Genomic DNA, 15,075 nt, shown 5'->3' with positions numbered 1-15,075 from the left:
ACCGTTCTCCTTTCTGCTACGATCCGACAGCTGTATAGTTCTTTAATCCGCTCATATTAGATTGAAAGACCAATTGGCGATTGACTGCGTTTAAATAGGCTTTTGCGGAAGCTTCCAGCACATCCTGTGCAATGCCCCGCCCAGCTGATTCTTTACCATTAACAAGCACTCTCACATAAACTTGCGCAAATGCGTCTTCGCCTTTTCTATTAGACTGAATCCGATAATCAAGCAGTTCTATATCTTTATCCATACAGCGCTCAAGTGTGTTATAGATCGCTTCTACACTTCCGGCTCCCGTAGCGGCTTCCTGTATCAGTTCGTCTGTTTCTTGATTTTTTAATGACACAGTCGCAGTCGGCACTTGTGATGTTCCATAATGCACTTGAAGAGAAAGAAAGTCGTAGCCAATCTTGCGGTCTGTTACTTTTTCTTCTAAAATAAGAGAGACAAGATCCTCATCTGTGATTTCTTTTTTCTTCTCTGTCAGCTCTTTAAACATCGTAAAGAATTTATTAATTTCCTCATGATCAAACTGGAAACCTAAAGTGACAAGTCTGTCTTTAAACGCATGGCGTCCGGAATGCTTTCCTAACACTAAAGCGTCAACCGTGACACCGACCAGTTCAGGTGAGATAATTTCATAAGTGGATTTTTCTTTCAAGAAGCCGTCCTGGTGAATGCCTGATTCGTGGGCGAATGCATTGTCTCCAACAACTGCTTTGTTGCGCGGAATCGCCATTCCGGTCAACTTGCTCACCAAATCACTTGTACGCTTTACTTCATTTAAAGTAATAGATGGCTCAGCGTTGTAGTAATCTTTTCTGATATGGAGGGCAACTGCAACCTCTTCAAGCGCTGCATTTCCGGCTCTTTCACCGATTCCGTTTACGGCACATTCAATTTGATCCGCACCGTTTTCAATTGCGGCGAGCGAATTCGCAACCGCCATTCCCAAATCATCGTGGCAGTGAGCAGAAAGCTTCACTTTATCAATGTTCGGAACGTTTTCTTTCATATATTTAAAGATTTTTCCGTACTCTGAAGGAGCTAAATAACCGACAGTATCAGGAAGGTTAATGACACTCGCCCCGGCATCTATCACTTTTTCTACAATCTCCGCTAAAAATGGAAGCTCAGTCCGGCACGCATCCTCTGCGGACCATTGGACAACCGGGAAGCGTTCCTTCGCATATTTCACCATCGCAACCGCTTTTTCAACGACCTCATCACGGGTCATTTTCAGTTTGTGCTTCAAATGGATGTCAGATGTGGCGATAAACACGTGTATCCTTGGAAAAGCTCCGTCTTTTAATGCGTCCCAAGCCGCGTCGATGTCCCCTTTAACAGAGCGGGCAAGCCCGGTGACTGAACATTGCTTAACAGTTCTTGCAATTTCCTGAACAGCTAAGAAATCCCCTCGGGATGAAGCGGGAAACCCCGCTTCGATTACATCTACCCCGAGTCTTTCAAGCTGCTTTGCAATGGTTAGCTTCTCTTGAGCGTTTAAGTTCACGCCGGGAGACTGTTCACCGTCACGAAGCGTCGTGTCAAAGAAATTAATTTTGCGCAACGGAGACCACCGCTTCCTTCTTCTTGCCTTGTTTGACAAACGGCATCATTTCACGAAGCTTTCTGCCGACGATTTCAATTTGATGCTCGTTTTCACTCGTATTAATTGCGTTGAAGCGAGGGCGGTTCACTTGATTTTCTACGATCCATTCTTTTGCGAATGTTCCGTTTTGGATATCTTTTAAGACTTCTTTCATAGATTCTTTTACACTTTCGTCTACAACGCGAGGTCCTGATACGAAGTCTCCCCACTGCGCAGTGTCAGAGATAGAATATCTCATTCCAGCCAAACCTTCCTCATACATAAGGTCTACGATTAATTTCAACTCATGAAGACACTCGAAGTATGCAAGTTCAGGCTGATAACCAGCTTCTGTCAAGGTTTCAAAACCTGCTTTCACAAGTGCTGATAATCCTCCGCAAAGGACTGCCTGCTCACCGAAAAGATCTGTTTCTGTTTCTTCTTTAAACGTTGTTTCCAACACACCCGCTCTTGCTCCGCCGATTCCTTTTGCATAAGCTAGCGCAGTATCTTTCGCTTCGCCTGTAACGTCTTGATAGATAGCGAACAATGCAGGTACACCGGCGCCTTGCTCGTATGTTCTTCTTACAAGATGCCCCGGTCCTTTTGGAGCTACAAGGAATACGTCTACATCTGCCGGAGGAACGATCTGATGGAAATGAACATTGAACCCGTGGGCGAACACCAATGATTTCCCTGCTGTTAATTCGGCTTTGATCTCAGCTTCATATACTTTTTGCTGCTGCTCATCCGGAAGAAGAACCATGATGATATCTGCTTGTGCCGCTGCTTCTTTTACCGAGAATACCTTATGGCCGTCTTCTTGAGCCTGAGTAAAGGACTTACCTTGTCTTACGCCGACTACAACGTCAATTCCGCTTTCTTTTAAGTTCAAAGCATGCGCGTGTCCTTGTGAACCGTAACCGATAATCGCTACTTTTTTGCCATTCAATACGTTTTCTTTGATATCACCGTTATAATATACTTTTACCATTTCAATCTCTCCCTTGTTTGTTTTATACAATAGATATTGTTTTATTGGATGACGGTTTTTGCTGGGTTCCCCTGGCAAAAGCCGTTGTGCCTGTTCTCGCTACTTCTTTGATGCCATAAGGTTTTAACAATTCAATCAGCGCTTCAATTTTATTTGATTCGCCAGTCACCTGGACGACCAAACTGTCTCTGCTGACATCGACAACAGAGGCGCGGAACGGTTCTATTATCCCGTTAATCTCCGTCCTTGTTGACGGCGCTGATACGACCTTGATTAAGGCCAGCTCGCGCTGTACGATAGATTGATTTGTAATATCAGTAACTTTTAATACATCAATCTGTTTGTTCAGCTGCTTTGTCAGCTGTTCAACGTCGTTTTCCCCTTCTACGTGGACAACGAATGTAATTCTTGAGACCCCGGCTGTTTCTGTGTGCCCGACTGTGATGCTTTCAATGTTATAGTGTCTTTTTGTGAAAAGGCCGGTAATCCGATTTAACACGCCGGAGCGGTTAACAACAGTCAGTGTAATAATTCTTTTCAAGGTTTCACCCCCACCATTTCATGCAGCCCTTTACCCGGCGCTATCATTGGAAATACTTTTTCATCTCTTGCAACCCGGACATCAATGACGACCGGTTCATCCGAGGTTAAGGCCTCTTCCAGTTTTTCTTTCGCTTCCGCTTCAGATGTAATTCTGATTCCTTTGATTCCGTATGCCTCTGACAGCTTAACGAAGTCCGGCTGAGAAGAGAATTTAGACTCTGAATAACGTTCTTCATAGAAAATTTCCTGCCATTGTCTTACCATTCCGAGACACTCATTATTTAAAATGATGACTTTAACCGGAAGATGTAATTGGCGGATAACATCTAATTCTTGAAGGGTCATTTGGAATCCGCCGTCTCCAAGCACTGCCACCACTGTGGCATCTTTGTCGGCAAGCTGTGCCCCGATCGCTGCCGGAAGGCCAAATCCCATTGTTCCCAAACCGCCGGATGTCACCCATCTGTCAGCCTTTTGCAAAGGATAGAATTGAGCTGACCACATTTGATGCTGGCCGACATCAGTGGCTACAATCGCTTCGCCTTTTGTAAATTGGTGAATGTACTCAATCAGCTTCTGCGGTTTAAAGCCCTCCTTCTCATTGTCTACGTACCATAGTGGATACTCTTCCTTCCAATCAGCCAGCTGCTTTTTCCATTCGTCTGAATTGCTCTGCTTGCCGTTTTGTTTCATCAGCTCGCTCAAGACAATTTTGCTGTCGCCGACCACCGGGATTTGCGTTTCAATATTTTTTCCGATTTCAGCCGGATCAATATCGATATGGGCCACTTTCGCGTATTTTGCAAAGTGTTTCAGATTTCCAGTGACACGGTCGTCAAATCGAGCACCGATGCTGATCAGCAGATCACAATGATAGAGAGCCATGTTGGCTGTATAAGTGCCATGCATGCCTGCCATTCCTAAGAAAAGCGGATGATCGGCAGGGAATCCGCCAAGTCCCAGAAGTGTATGAGCAACCGGGATTTGCTGCTGTTCAACATAATTTTTTAATTCTTCTGACGCTTTTCCATGTAAAACGCCCGCGCCCGCTAGAATGACTGGCTTTTTCGCGCTGCTTACTGCTTCTACCAGCTTGCGGATCTGTAAATAGTTAGGCTCTTTCGTCGGCTGGTATCCCGGGAGGTCAAGTTCATGATCGTAACTGAATTCGCCTTCAATTGAAGCGACATCTTTCGGTATGTCGATCAATACCGGTCCCGGTCTTCCCGTTGTTGCGATATGAAAAGCCTCTTTGATGATTCTCGGCAGATCTTCCGGCTCACGCACTTGGTAGCTATGTTTTGTGACCGGCATTGTAATTCCCAAAATATCAGCTTCTTGGAAAGCATCGCTTCCGATAACAGAAGTCGCGACCTGGCCGGTAAAGACCACCAAAGGTAAGGAATCAATCATAGCGTCCGCAAGCCCTGTAACTAAATTTGTCGCTCCCGGCCCTGAAGTCGCGATGACAACACCAGGTTTGCCTGATACTCTCGCATAGCCTTCTGCCGCATGAATGGCCCCCTGTTCGTGACGGGGAAGGATATGAACCATTCCCGAGTTATAAAGCTTGTCATAAATCGGAAGAACGGCTCCGCCCGGATACCCAAAAATCATTTCAACTTTTTCTTTCTTTAATGATTCAATCAGCATCAGTGCCCCGTTCATCGTCTGTGTACATTTGGCAGAGGCAGAATCCACCTGTACATTTGTCCCCATATGATTTCCTCCTTTTAGTTGCGAATCCTCCATAGATCAACATCTATTGATATAGCTGATTATTCAAATAAAAAAGCCTTTCCGCCCACAATTGGTCACGCAATGCTTGCGTTAGCCAAAAGGGGCGAAAAGGCTTTTCTTTCCGCGGTACCACCCTTGTTTACGGCCGTAAAATAGCCGTCTCATGGATATTTCTATCCGTTTTGGTAACGAGTAAACATCAATGTTCACTCGGCCGAGTCCTACTCTCATTTCAGACCGGCACTCTGAGGCGAGTTCACTCTGTGAAGTTCCGCCGGTTCTCAGCAATTTCCGGCTCTCTGTGGAAAACTTTTTCAAAGCTACTTATCCTCATCTTCGTTTTGATTATTCAGACTAATTGAACAACATGTTCTCAAAGGTTCAAAAAGTTAATGTGTATGGTTTGTTTTACAGCATCAAATTAAGGTCTTTCTAAGTGTGAAACATGCATTTATCTTTTGTTTGAACTCATCTTACGCCGCTTTGAACGCAGTGTCAACAGCATTTTTAAAATTATTAGACAATTTAGATTAATCAATCTTATTTGTATACGCTTACATTATTGATGTATAAGGACCTATAAAAAGTAAAAGTTTTTATAATTTTTTTATTAATCTATTAACATTACTTCATCATTTTTCAAATTCCTATCAATATGTCACATTTTATAACGCAATATATATAGCATTAGAAACTTTTCTGACAGATACAAGCAAAAAGATTTTCAAAAGGAAAAGCTCAGCTCTTCGTCAGAAAATAGGCATAAACTGTTGTTATCTTGAAGTAATTTTATGAATAAAGCGTATGCAGATATCCATGGATTGCCGGCCGGCTTCCCTTCTTTTCCGCAACAGGATCAACCTTCTTTTCCAGGCGGATATCAACAGGGATATCATCCTTGCGGTTCCCGCACAGTCCATACAGCGGTGGCCAGCTTTAATCTCAATTCCCTTATAGCTCAGGATGCTATGGCCAGCATTTCGGAGACGTGAGAGGAAGCTATGGATTTTCGGCCCCACGGCGGGGACGGACACAGCTTCGCGGAAGGCATGGCGGGTTTAGGCAGGTTTTCGGTTAATCAAAGCTTCGGGAGAATCACAGAAAACTTTTCTTATCGGGGACATAAAAAACTGAAAACGCCAAATCGTCCTCAACAGTTTGGAATTTTTACATATATTTCAACTAAAAAATAATTCTCAAGCATGATGAAGAGATAATAAATGACCTCCTAGGAGAGTTTCTGAACTCCCGACCGATGGGCTTAGAATGCCGCTCTTTATATAGATACCATATGTAAATCGATAGTTTTGTGAGTTTTCCTGTCATCATGCTTGGAAGTAAGATGGTATATATATAGATTTAATTTAACATGTAAACAGTGTAATCCACTTCACTGCTTACCAAATGGAGTATTACGGAGGGATTTTGGTATGAATATTAAAATAGATGATGTAACCAGTTCTGAAGTGGCAGAATTAGTGAGAGAGCATTTACATAGCATGTCGCTAATTTCTCCGCCGGAAAGTATACATGCATTAAATCTTGATGAATTAAAAAAGCCGGAGATGACCTTCTGGAGCGCATGGGAAGAAGATGAATTAGTTGGGTGCGGGGCGCTTAAGGAACTTGATGGTCTCCATGGAGAAATAAAATCAATGCGAACATCTTCGTCACATTTAAGAAAGGGTGTTGCAAAACGACTTCTTCAGCACATCATTGATGAGGCCAAGCAACGCGGCTATCGGCGGTTAAGTTTGGAAACGGGCTCAATGGCTTCTTTCGAGCCGGCAAGAAGACTTTATGCCAGTTTTGGGTTCCAGTATTGCGAGCCGTTTTCGGACTATACTGATGACCCGAATAGTGTCTTTATGACAAAGGAATTGTGAAATATTTTAGAAATATAAGCGCAGGACTATGTTCTGCCTTATCTATCTTTTTTATATTGTCCCTGTAAAATACCATCTGACAATGAAGCAGACAAGGACAATCGTGGTTACAATTCATCTGCAGACAACTATCTCTATTCCTAATACACAAAAACCATCCAGCATTGTACTGGATGGTTGAATTATTATTTATATTTATTCACTTCATACATTAAAATATTTTTAAACACAACATAATCCTTTTTACTTTCAAAAGGCCCTTTGTTGTTGTCATGCTCATCAATTTCATAAAAGCCCGGCCCCTCTCCAGCATCACGCTGCTTGTACCATTTCAGAAATCCGTTCACTTCTTTCATGGACAGTTGATACTCTTTTTGCAAACCGTTTACCATGGTGACAACAAGGAGAGCGTCTCCGTCTTCTACTGCTGAATTATCCTCAGAAGGTGTTGTTGATCCTTTATCACTATCTCCCGAAGGCTCCTCCGCATCGGACGGTATATTCAAATCCTTTAATGAAATTGACATAACTGATTTAAATTTAGACTTTGCATACACTCCATCAAAACTTGATGTCTCCTCCATTCCACCGATTACGTAGAGAGTATCATCAATAATGGCAGAAGAATGTGCCATTCTATTTGGTGCTTTAGGATTTGTCACAGCTGTAACTGATTCACTTTTAGGATCGTACACCTTAATTCTGCTTACACCTCCTGTCATAAGTATTTTTCCTTTATAAACAAGTGCAGAATGATATCCTCCTGTAAATCCTTTCTTTTTTGTCCAGCTATCATTTACTGGATCATAGACATAAACAGTTAGACCAATTATTTGCGTTCCGCCAACGATATATAGTTTATTATCAATTACTGCCGTAGAACCCGCATAGATTTCATCATTTAACTTCTGTTTTTTCTCCCATTTTTTCGTTTCTAGATCGTAACTGTAAGTCGTTGCATATCTAGAATTTTCATAGGCTACCACATATATTTTCTTTCCGATAGCTTCAGCATAAATCCTATAAGCTTGAACTTTGTTTTCAAAGGGGAGATCATCTAATTTTTCCCACGTATCTTTTTTTGGATCATATACTTCTACTGCCTTGACAACTCCATCGTTTGACTTTCCGCCCAGCACATAAATTTTACCGTCAACTGTAACAGTCGCAGCTCCTGCCCTCTCTGTGGGCATGTCGGCTTTTCTTGCCCATTCATTTGTTTTAGGATCGTAGACAAATGTTTGATTCCCATAAGTACCTGGTTTTTCCGTTCCGCCACCTATCACATATATCTTTCCATCTACTACACCGCTACTTGCGCCGACACGGGGCTCGGGCAAATCTGCTCTTTCTTTCCATTCAACTGTTTCCGCGCTAACTGTTTGGAGCGATTGAAACATCGTAATAACGAATAAGAAAAAAACAATGAACCATTTTTTCAAGAGATAACACTCCTTTATTTATTTTTCCACATAACAAATATCGGCATGACGATAAATTTTTCCATCCCCCTATCCAAATATTTATTTTTCAGGAAATTCATATAATGAAAGGCTTATTCTTTTAAAATAAATTAATCTTGATGCGATTGACGAAAACTGTGAGTGTTTTCTATTTTGTTTATTTTAAAGCGTAACGGGAATTAAAGACGACAAGAACGATAAAATGTTATTTTACAGAGGAGGAGATTAATATGACAAAAAGTGTAGTTGGTGTATACGAAACTCCACAAGAGACCATTGCAGTGATTGAAGGCTTACTAACAAAGGGTTATGATTCAGACGATATTTCTGTTGTCACAAATCGCCGGGATACAGATTATCTCGAATCCCGTACAGGGACAGAAGTAAATCAAGCTCTTGAAGCAAATGATAGAGATTCTGAATCCTTTTTCGATAAACTGAAAGATTATTTCACAATGGATGATACTGGCGCACACAGCAAAGCATTATCAGACTTGGATATCTCAAATGACGAAATAGACAAGTATCAAGAAGATCTGGATGACGGAAAGCTTCTAGTAGCCGTTGATACAGACACACACTTAGATACGCCTATTGATAACGGCAATGCCCTTTCAGGCGGGTTTTCAAATACAAATGAGATGGCGGATTATACAACGAAAGAAGAAAAAACCATGCCGCTTCGAGAAGAACAGCTGAAAGTGGATAAAGAAGATATCCAAACCGGAGAAGTGGAAATAGGTAAAGACGTCAAAACAGAACAAAGGGATATGGATATACCTGTGAAGCATGATGAAATTTATGTAGAACGCCGTCCAGTGAATGATAATACTGGTGAAGCTTCTCCTGTAAATGACTCAGAAACAATCAGAGTCCCGATCGTTGAAGAACAGGTAGAAGTAACAAAAAAACCGGTTGTAACCGATGAAGTCGTTATCGGAAAACGAACTGTGGAAGAGAATGAGCATGTATCAGAAACAGTGAAGAAAGAAGAGCCTCGTCTCAATAAAGAAGGACATGTCCGCAACCTAGATGATGATGACGATGCTTTAAATCATAAATAACTCTGTATCACCGTAAAAAGACTGATCTAAAAGATATTTTAGGTCAGTCTTTTTTCAGGATAAACATTCATATCTATACAAAAAACCTCAAACCCTTGTTTAACCAAGAAGTTTGAGGTTTTTCTTTCGGTACGTCCCAGGAGAGATTCGAACTCCCGACCGACGGCTTAGAAGGCCGTTGCTCTATCCTGCTGAGCTACTGGGACATGTTTTTGTTTTTTCGCTTTAAGTATCAGCGACAAGATTTATTATATTAGGATTACAACAATAAGTCAACAGGTTTTTAGAATTTTTTTCATGAGGAAGAAATATTTCTCCCTCATGCTATGTTTCAAATGTGAAATGGCTTTGTAAGCCGGTGATTTCTTGCCCTGTTTGGTCGTAAAATGTTACTGTCGCTTCATTTTCTGCTAGAGTCAGTATAGCATAGCTTTTTACGTTCCGCACCCGCGGCAAACGTATGCTGCCCGGGTTGATCATGAGTTTTCCGCGCAGCATTTCGCTTCCTGCGATATGTGAGTGTCCGAAGCAGATAACGTCTGCTCCCAGCTCCTCGGCACGATAGTAAACGGTTAAGAGAGACTGTTTAATGCCGTGCAGATGGCCGTGCACCACCAGAATGCGCTTTGACCCGGCTGTCAGGATCAGCTCGTCCTCAAAATTACCGGTAAAGTCGCAATTGCCTTTCACAACGGAAAAAGGCCCTAATGCCGGATTCTCCGATTCAAGCTCAGAGTCGCCGCAATGAATCATGAGATCAACTTCTTTTTCATGGCGTTTTGCAATCATGTTAAGCTCTTCTTCCAGCCCGTGGCTGTCGCTGATGATCAGAACTTTCATTCTGCAAGCTCCCCCTTATCCCTCAAGCAGCTGTGATAACTTTTTCAGTGCGTTGGCTCTGTGGCTGATTTTATTTTTTTCATCACTGGTCAGCTCCGCCATTGTTTTATCTTTATCCTTTACGATAAAGATCGGATCATAGCCAAAGCCGTTTTCGCCTTTAGGTTCCTCTGCAATGTAGCCCTCGACATGCCCTTCGACTGTTTTTGTCTCTTCACCCGGAATACTGACGGCAAGCGCGCAGCGGAATCGGGCCGTACGCTGTTCTTTTTCAATGCCTTTCAGTTTCTGAAGCACTTTATTGATATTCGCCGTGTCATCTTTTTGTTCGCCTGCATATCGGGCCGAATAAACGCCCGGGCTTCCGCCTAAATTATCCACAGATAAACCGGAATCATCAGCAATGACCATTTTGTTCACTGCCTTGGCGACGGCTTCAGCTTTAAGAACCGCATTTTCTTCAAACGTGTGGCCGGTTTCTTCGATTTCTTCCAAAAATCCGATATCCGCTAACGATTTGACGTCGTACCCTTTTGGCGCAAGAATGTCTTTGAACTCTTTCACTTTTCCCGGATTGTGCGTTGCAATAATCGCTTCTTTCATGATGATCAAGCCTTTCTGTCTTTATTTCAGTTCTGGCAGGTAATCTCCCAGCACCGCTTTTTGCTTGTCAATCAGCTCTTGGATTCCTATTTCTGCGAGGCTGAGAAGCCCGTCCAAATCCTCGCGTGAAAACGTCGCTTCCTCTCCGGTTCCCTGAAGCTCAACAAAGCGGCCGCTTCCCGTCATGATGACGTTCATGTCTACTTCCGCGGCGGAATCTTCCGCATAATTTAAATCTAACAGAAGTCCCTGTTCCTTATCAATTCCGACAGAAATCGCTGCTAAAAAGTCAGTGATTGGAGTCTTTTTGAGCACACCTGATTTTACTAATTTTCCGATTGCGATACCCATTGCAAGAAACGCGCCTGTGATGGAGGCTGTTCTTGTCCCGCCGTCCGCCTGAATGACATCACAGTCAATCCAGATCGTCCTTTCACCGAGCTTTTCCAAATCGACGACCGCACGCAGCGCACGTCCGATCAGACGCTGAATTTCCATCGTTCTTCCGGTAACTTTCCCTTTTGAAGATTCTCTGATCGTTCTTTGATTGGTTGCCCGCGGCAGCATGCTGTATTCCGCCGTAATCCACCCTTTGCCTTCTCCGCGCAAAAATGGCGGAACGCGGTCTTCCACAGATGCATTGCAGATCACTTTCGTGTTTCCCGCTGTAATTAAAACAGAACCTTCCGGATGGCTGATAAAATCCAGATCAAATGTGATCGGCCGCAGCTCATCGTGTTGTCTTCCGTCGTGTCTCATGTTTTACCTCCGATTGTATGTACATAAACCTTTTTTGTCCCGGAACTGAATAAAGAAAGAGGCAGCCGGAACGCTAACCTCTTTCTTACTAGTATATCAAAAATCCTAAATTAAAAACTACCCGTATTCACTTGCGACGGTCTTGATACCGGTTTTGAGAGCTTTTCACCTTTTTCATTGACCAGCTCCGCCTTACCATTCACTTTTACAGACACGCTTTTCACATCAGGTTGCTCCGTTAATGTCAACACGATACTGTTTAAGACCTCTGATGAGATCATCTTTGTCTTTTCGTCGGCACTTCCGTAAATCGAGCTATTAAAATCAAGGGTAACATGACCGTCTTTGAGCTTTGGTTTGCTCACGAGCTTCACGTTTTCTTGGAAATCCGTTAAAAGGCCGCTTGCCTTGCTCGGTCCATCCGCCAGCTCATTGATTGCGGCTGTAATGTCATTTGTCTCTGAATTGTCGATTCGTTTTGTCACAGGCACATAGTACTCGCTGTCATCTGTTTCTGCTAAATAATAGACTGTCACCGGGTGTGTAGCCGTCATGTCATTGACCCCGGCTGTCTCGATATTAATGCCGTCTTTTCTGCTTAAATCGTCTGAAATCGGAGTTCCGCCCACAGGCATTTCTTTCAGCTCATGCCCGTTAATTCTCATCTTCACTTTATCTACTGAACTAAACTGAGTGAGCGTCCATGTCACCGATTGGACAATTTTTTGTTCATCTTCTTTTTTATAATTTTTAAATTCATTGGAGAAATCAGCTACCGCGGTGCCGTCTTTTTTGATATCAACATTTACCGTCGTATCAGCCGGCAGAACAGCTCTGAATCCATTTGGCAGCATTTCTGTCACAGGTCCGCCTTGAACGAGGTATTCAAGGGCCTGTTTAGCGGTTCCCTCACTTTTTGGAAGAGGCAGCGTCTGTGCTACGACATATCCATTTTTATCAATCAGATAAAGCTCCCTCATGACTGTGGATGATTCTTGATCCGCTTTAGAGGTATCGCTTTTTTTGCTGTCGGTTTTATTTAAATCCGCCCCTGCTTCATCCTTTACATATGAAACATCTTGCGGCGGATCAATTTCCTCGGCTGCTTTATCGGATTGAAACAAACCGCATCCAGATAAAAGCAAGGCAGAGGTAAGACATGTTGCGGCGATGACAGTAGATCCTTTTTTCAGCATACTTTTCCCTCCTAAGGCTGTTTGTACTACTATGTATACGAGCCCTTTCGGGAAATAGACCGTAATCTTTGAATTTATGGCATAAGAAATAAAAAGAAGCGGCAAAACCCCGCAGCAATTATGCCGCGGGGTATACAAACTATCTATTTACCGGTTCTTGAAGAGAAATGCATTCTACATGACCCACTTCATGGCCGAACCAATCATCAGCAATTTTTGCAAAACGGCTGCGCTCTCCGGTTGTGAGGAATTGATGTTCCGCCGCAAACGGAGACTGATTTAATAAGCCTTTATACGAAAGGATCGTGCTCACTTCCCGTGCGGTTTCATCGCCGGAAGAAATGATTTTCACATGCTCTCCCATGTATCTCTGGATCGCATCTTTTAAAATTGGGTAATGAGTGCATCCTAAAATAAGCGTATCAATGGTTGTGTTTTTCAGCGGGTGCAGTGATGTCTCGACAATTTCATCAGCTGTTTTGTCAAGAAATTTCCCGCTTTCTACAAACGGCACGAGCTGCGGGCAGGCGAGATTTTCTACCGTTAACTCTGTATTTAAAGCCAAAAGCGCTTCTTCATAGGCGCCGCTTTTAATCGTATTCTCCGTGCCGATCACACCGATTGTTTGATTCTTCGTTACTTTGATCGCCGTTCTCGCTCCTGGCTGAATGACACCGACAACAGGAATATCCACTTCACGTTTAATCGTGTCTAAAGCGATCGCTGTTGCGGTGTTGCAGGCAATTACAAGCATCTTAATGTGATGGCTGTTTAATAAGTACTGCGTTAATTCCCGCGTATATTGTAATACTTCTTCTTCAGGACGCGGGCCGTACGGGCAGCGTTTCGTATCCCCTACATATATGATATTTTCTTTTGGTAGCTGTCTTATGATTTCCTTAGCAACGGTTAACCCGCCAACCCCGGAATCAATGACTCCAATTGGTTGATCCAACAAAATCGCCTCATTTTCTTTTCATTTCTTGCTGCAATTTCAACAATGATGTTTCGAAAACGACCACTTCGTCTTCTGAAAACGTCTCAAACATATCGCACAGGTATTCCTGCCTTTTTTTGATCACTTCTTGAATAATGCGTTCTCCTTCAGGCAGCAGGTGAATTCTCACGACGCGTCTGTCCGACGGGTCCTTTACCCGCTCGACAAGCGCATTTTTTTGCATACGGTCAATAAGGTCTGTTGTCGTGCTGCATGCCAGATACATTTTCCCCGACAGCTCGCCTATTGTCATGTCTCCAAGCTCATAAAGCCATTGCAGACCGACAAATTGAGGCGGTGTGATCGCATATTGATTAAGGATTTCTCTTCCTTTTTGTTTAATGATCGCGGCAATGTGGCGGAGTGACTTTTCAATGTCCGCAACATGCTCCAACTGTTTTGATGTCATATGTCCATCCCTCACTCAAGGATTTCTTGACGCAAATAAGCGTTCCGTGTCTATTTTCCTTCTTTTTTAAATAAAATGCAAGACTGATGAAGAAAAAGACGGGGCTTTCAGACAAATGACAAATAACCGGTTCCCTCTTGTAAAGAAGGAATACCGGCAAGAATTAGAGCTCTAGCTCACCCATTCTAAGAAGCTCAACAACGGCTTGCGAACGCCCTTTCACACCCAATTTCTGCATGGCATTTGAAATATGGTTACGAACGGTTTTCTCACTGATAAATAGCTCGCTTGCAATCTCCTTTGTTGTCTTATCTTGAACGAGCAATTCGAACACTTCTCTTTCTCTTTTTGTTAGCAGCGGCTTTGATTGAAATTCTTTCTCCTTCAAGTATTGTAACCCTCCTTGCTAAGGTGAGAGCGAATCTGAAACGAATGGGTTTTGATATAGTCAAGATATCTTATGTAAAGAGCGCGCGGGAGGTGACGTTTACACGAGAAATAGTTCACTGTTTATGCAAGGAGATTTGCTTTTTCGTCTTCTGTCCAGCTGACAGCCTTGCCGCTTTTCTTGGAAATTTGCACCATAACAACTGAACCCGTAAAGCAAGGCTCGCCTTCTTGATTTTCCCCGAGGTAATGCAAAGTAAGAGACGCATTGCCGACAGCGCTTGTTTTCACAAAAATGCGGAGCGCTTCATAGGGCATAACCTGCCTCAAATAATCGCATTGCTGGCTGGCTACAACAGTCATTGTTTCTCGATTTTCATTCATCATGTGCAGCTTCTTGAAATAGGAAATCCTGGCTTCTTCAAAATAAATGAAAGGGGTTACATTATTCATATGGCCAAACATGTCTGTTTCTGAAAACCGAACCGATACCTCATCATAGAAGGAAAAGGACGCTCTCCATTGTTCAAACGGTCTATCTATATAAGCCGGCAGTTTCACTGCATTCATCTCCTTTTTATCAAAAATAAGCCTCTTCCA

Annotated in this window: 15 protein-coding genes, 1 tRNA gene and 1 other annotated feature; of the genes, 2 read left to right on the top strand and 14 right to left on the bottom strand. The window is 42.9% G+C overall.

Translation table 11 applies throughout. The annotated features are described in order from the left end of the window. Positions 1–16: 16 nt before the first annotated feature. From GXP75_RS11565 to ilvB, 4 genes are read right to left on the bottom strand one after another with little or no spacing between them, the layout of a single operon-like run. Entirely contained in the window at positions 17–1,573 is a 1,557-nt protein-coding gene (locus GXP75_RS11565) for a 2-isopropylmalate synthase (protein WP_242556852.1), read from the bottom strand. Then, positions 1,560–2,588 (bottom strand): ketol-acid reductoisomerase, encoded by a 1,029-nt coding sequence (gene ilvC / locus GXP75_RS11560; RefSeq protein WP_214913801.1) that lies wholly within the window; start codon positions 2,586–2,588, stop codon positions 1,560–1,562. Before ilvC ends, GXP75_RS11565 begins: the two co-directional genes overlap by 14 nt. Before the next feature lie 22 nt (positions 2,589–2,610). Next, positions 2,611–3,129, bottom strand: a complete 519-nt coding sequence (gene ilvN, locus GXP75_RS11555; protein WP_061572635.1) for an acetolactate synthase small subunit — start codon at positions 3,127–3,129, stop codon at positions 2,611–2,613. Continuing rightward, the gene (ilvB, locus tag GXP75_RS11550; protein WP_242556851.1) at positions 3,126–4,850 is read right to left on the bottom strand and encodes an acetolactate synthase large subunit; all 1,725 of its coding nucleotides are present in this window, start codon (positions 4,848–4,850) and stop codon (positions 3,126–3,128) included. The genes ilvN and ilvB overlap by 4 nt, the downstream gene beginning before the upstream one ends. Before the next feature lie 117 nt (positions 4,851–4,967). Then, positions 4,968–5,217, bottom strand: a binding site (T-box leader). Between the two features lie 1,084 nt (positions 5,218–6,301). Here ilvB and GXP75_RS11545 point away from each other — a divergent pair. Then, complete coding sequence (locus GXP75_RS11545; protein WP_242556850.1) at positions 6,302–6,757, top strand: GNAT family N-acetyltransferase; 456 nt, start codon at positions 6,302–6,304, stop codon at positions 6,755–6,757. 185 nt (positions 6,758–6,942) lie between these two features. On the opposite strand, the gene GXP75_RS11540 is transcribed toward GXP75_RS11545, so the two are convergent. Then, a complete protein-coding gene (locus GXP75_RS11540) occupies positions 6,943–8,199 on the bottom strand; it encodes a Kelch repeat-containing protein (protein WP_214913806.1) in 1,257 nt (418 codons plus the stop codon). Between the two features lie 251 nt (positions 8,200–8,450). Here GXP75_RS11540 and GXP75_RS11535 point away from each other — a divergent pair, with 251 nt between their 5' ends. After that, a complete protein-coding gene (locus tag GXP75_RS11535; RefSeq protein WP_242556849.1) occupies positions 8,451–9,284 on the top strand; it encodes a YsnF/AvaK domain-containing protein in 834 nt (277 codons plus the stop codon). Positions 9,285–9,416: 132 nt separating this feature from the next. Here GXP75_RS11535 and GXP75_RS11530 read toward each other — a convergent pair. The 9 genes from GXP75_RS11530 to GXP75_RS11490 all read right to left on the bottom strand — a co-directional run bounded on the left by GXP75_RS11530 (position 9,417) and on the right by GXP75_RS11490 (position 15,036). Then, positions 9,417–9,490: transfer RNA gene (locus GXP75_RS11530), tRNA-Arg, on the bottom strand. A 118-nt stretch (positions 9,491–9,608) separates the two neighbouring features. Further along, positions 9,609–10,124 (bottom strand): YfcE family phosphodiesterase, encoded by a 516-nt coding sequence (locus tag GXP75_RS11525; RefSeq protein ID WP_106046832.1) that lies wholly within the window; start codon positions 10,122–10,124, stop codon positions 9,609–9,611. Between the two features lie 15 nt (positions 10,125–10,139). Further along, complete coding sequence (locus tag GXP75_RS11520) at positions 10,140–10,736, bottom strand: XTP/dITP diphosphatase (RefSeq protein WP_242556848.1); 597 nt, start codon at positions 10,734–10,736, stop codon at positions 10,140–10,142. Positions 10,737–10,748: 12 nt separating this feature from the next. Next, positions 10,749–11,486: a ribonuclease PH gene (gene rph, locus GXP75_RS11515; RefSeq protein WP_242556847.1), complete on the bottom strand. Its 738-nt coding sequence runs from the start codon at positions 11,484–11,486 to the stop codon at positions 10,749–10,751. A gap of 110 nt (positions 11,487–11,596) precedes the next feature. Continuing rightward, positions 11,597–12,682 (bottom strand): GerMN domain-containing protein, encoded by a 1,086-nt coding sequence (locus tag GXP75_RS11510; RefSeq protein ID WP_061572630.1) that lies wholly within the window; start codon positions 12,680–12,682, stop codon positions 11,597–11,599. 139 nt (positions 12,683–12,821) lie between these two features. Beyond that, the gene (racE, locus tag GXP75_RS11505) at positions 12,822–13,640 is read right to left on the bottom strand and encodes a glutamate racemase (RefSeq protein WP_214913814.1); all 819 of its coding nucleotides are present in this window, start codon (positions 13,638–13,640) and stop codon (positions 12,822–12,824) included. Between the two features lie 7 nt (positions 13,641–13,647). Continuing rightward, positions 13,648–14,088 carry a MarR family winged helix-turn-helix transcriptional regulator gene (locus GXP75_RS11500; protein ID WP_003325192.1) on the bottom strand — a complete coding sequence of 147 codons (441 nt, stop codon included), beginning with the start codon at positions 14,086–14,088 and terminating at the stop codon, positions 13,648–13,650. A 163-nt stretch (positions 14,089–14,251) separates the two neighbouring features. Further along, a complete protein-coding gene (gene gerE, locus GXP75_RS11495; RefSeq protein ID WP_003184172.1) occupies positions 14,252–14,476 on the bottom strand; it encodes a spore germination transcription factor GerE in 225 nt (74 codons plus the stop codon). Between the two features lie 122 nt (positions 14,477–14,598). Next, the gene (locus GXP75_RS11490; protein WP_003325191.1) at positions 14,599–15,036 is read right to left on the bottom strand and encodes an acyl-CoA thioesterase; all 438 of its coding nucleotides are present in this window, start codon (positions 15,034–15,036) and stop codon (positions 14,599–14,601) included. Between the last annotated feature and the right edge of the window lie 39 nt (positions 15,037–15,075).

This window comes from Bacillus sp. HU-1818 (assembly GCF_022695965.1).
Taxonomy (GTDB): Bacteria; Bacillota; Bacilli; order Bacillales; family Bacillaceae; genus Bacillus; species Bacillus atrophaeus.
Note: the sequence above shows the minus strand (reverse complement) of the source record. Positions and strands in the feature narration are given on the sequence as shown.

Bases quoted from the DNA above. Each gene is read 5' to 3' on its own strand.
- GXP75_RS11535 (WP_242556849.1), top strand. From the start codon at position 8,451: ATGACAAAAAGTGTAGTTGGTGTATACGAAACTCCACAAGAGACCATT.
- ilvB (WP_242556851.1), bottom strand. From the start codon at position 4,850: ATGGGGACAAATGTACAGGTGGATTCTGCCTCTGCCAAATGTACACAG.
- rph (WP_242556847.1), bottom strand. From the start codon at position 11,486: ATGAGACACGACGGAAGACAACACGATGAGCTGCGGCCGATCACATTT.
- GXP75_RS11510 (WP_061572630.1), bottom strand. From the start codon at position 12,682: ATGCTGAAAAAAGGATCTACTGTCATCGCCGCAACATGTCTTACCTCT.
- GXP75_RS11525 (WP_106046832.1), bottom strand. From the start codon at position 10,124: ATGAAAGTTCTGATCATCAGCGACAGCCACGGGCTGGAAGAAGAGCTT.
- GXP75_RS11500 (WP_003325192.1), bottom strand. From the start codon at position 14,088: ATGACATCAAAACAGTTGGAGCATGTTGCGGACATTGAAAAGTCACTC.
- GXP75_RS11545 (WP_242556850.1), top strand. From the start codon at position 6,302: ATGAATATTAAAATAGATGATGTAACCAGTTCTGAAGTGGCAGAATTA.
- ilvC (WP_214913801.1), bottom strand. From the start codon at position 2,588: ATGGTAAAAGTATATTATAACGGTGATATCAAAGAAAACGTATTGAAT.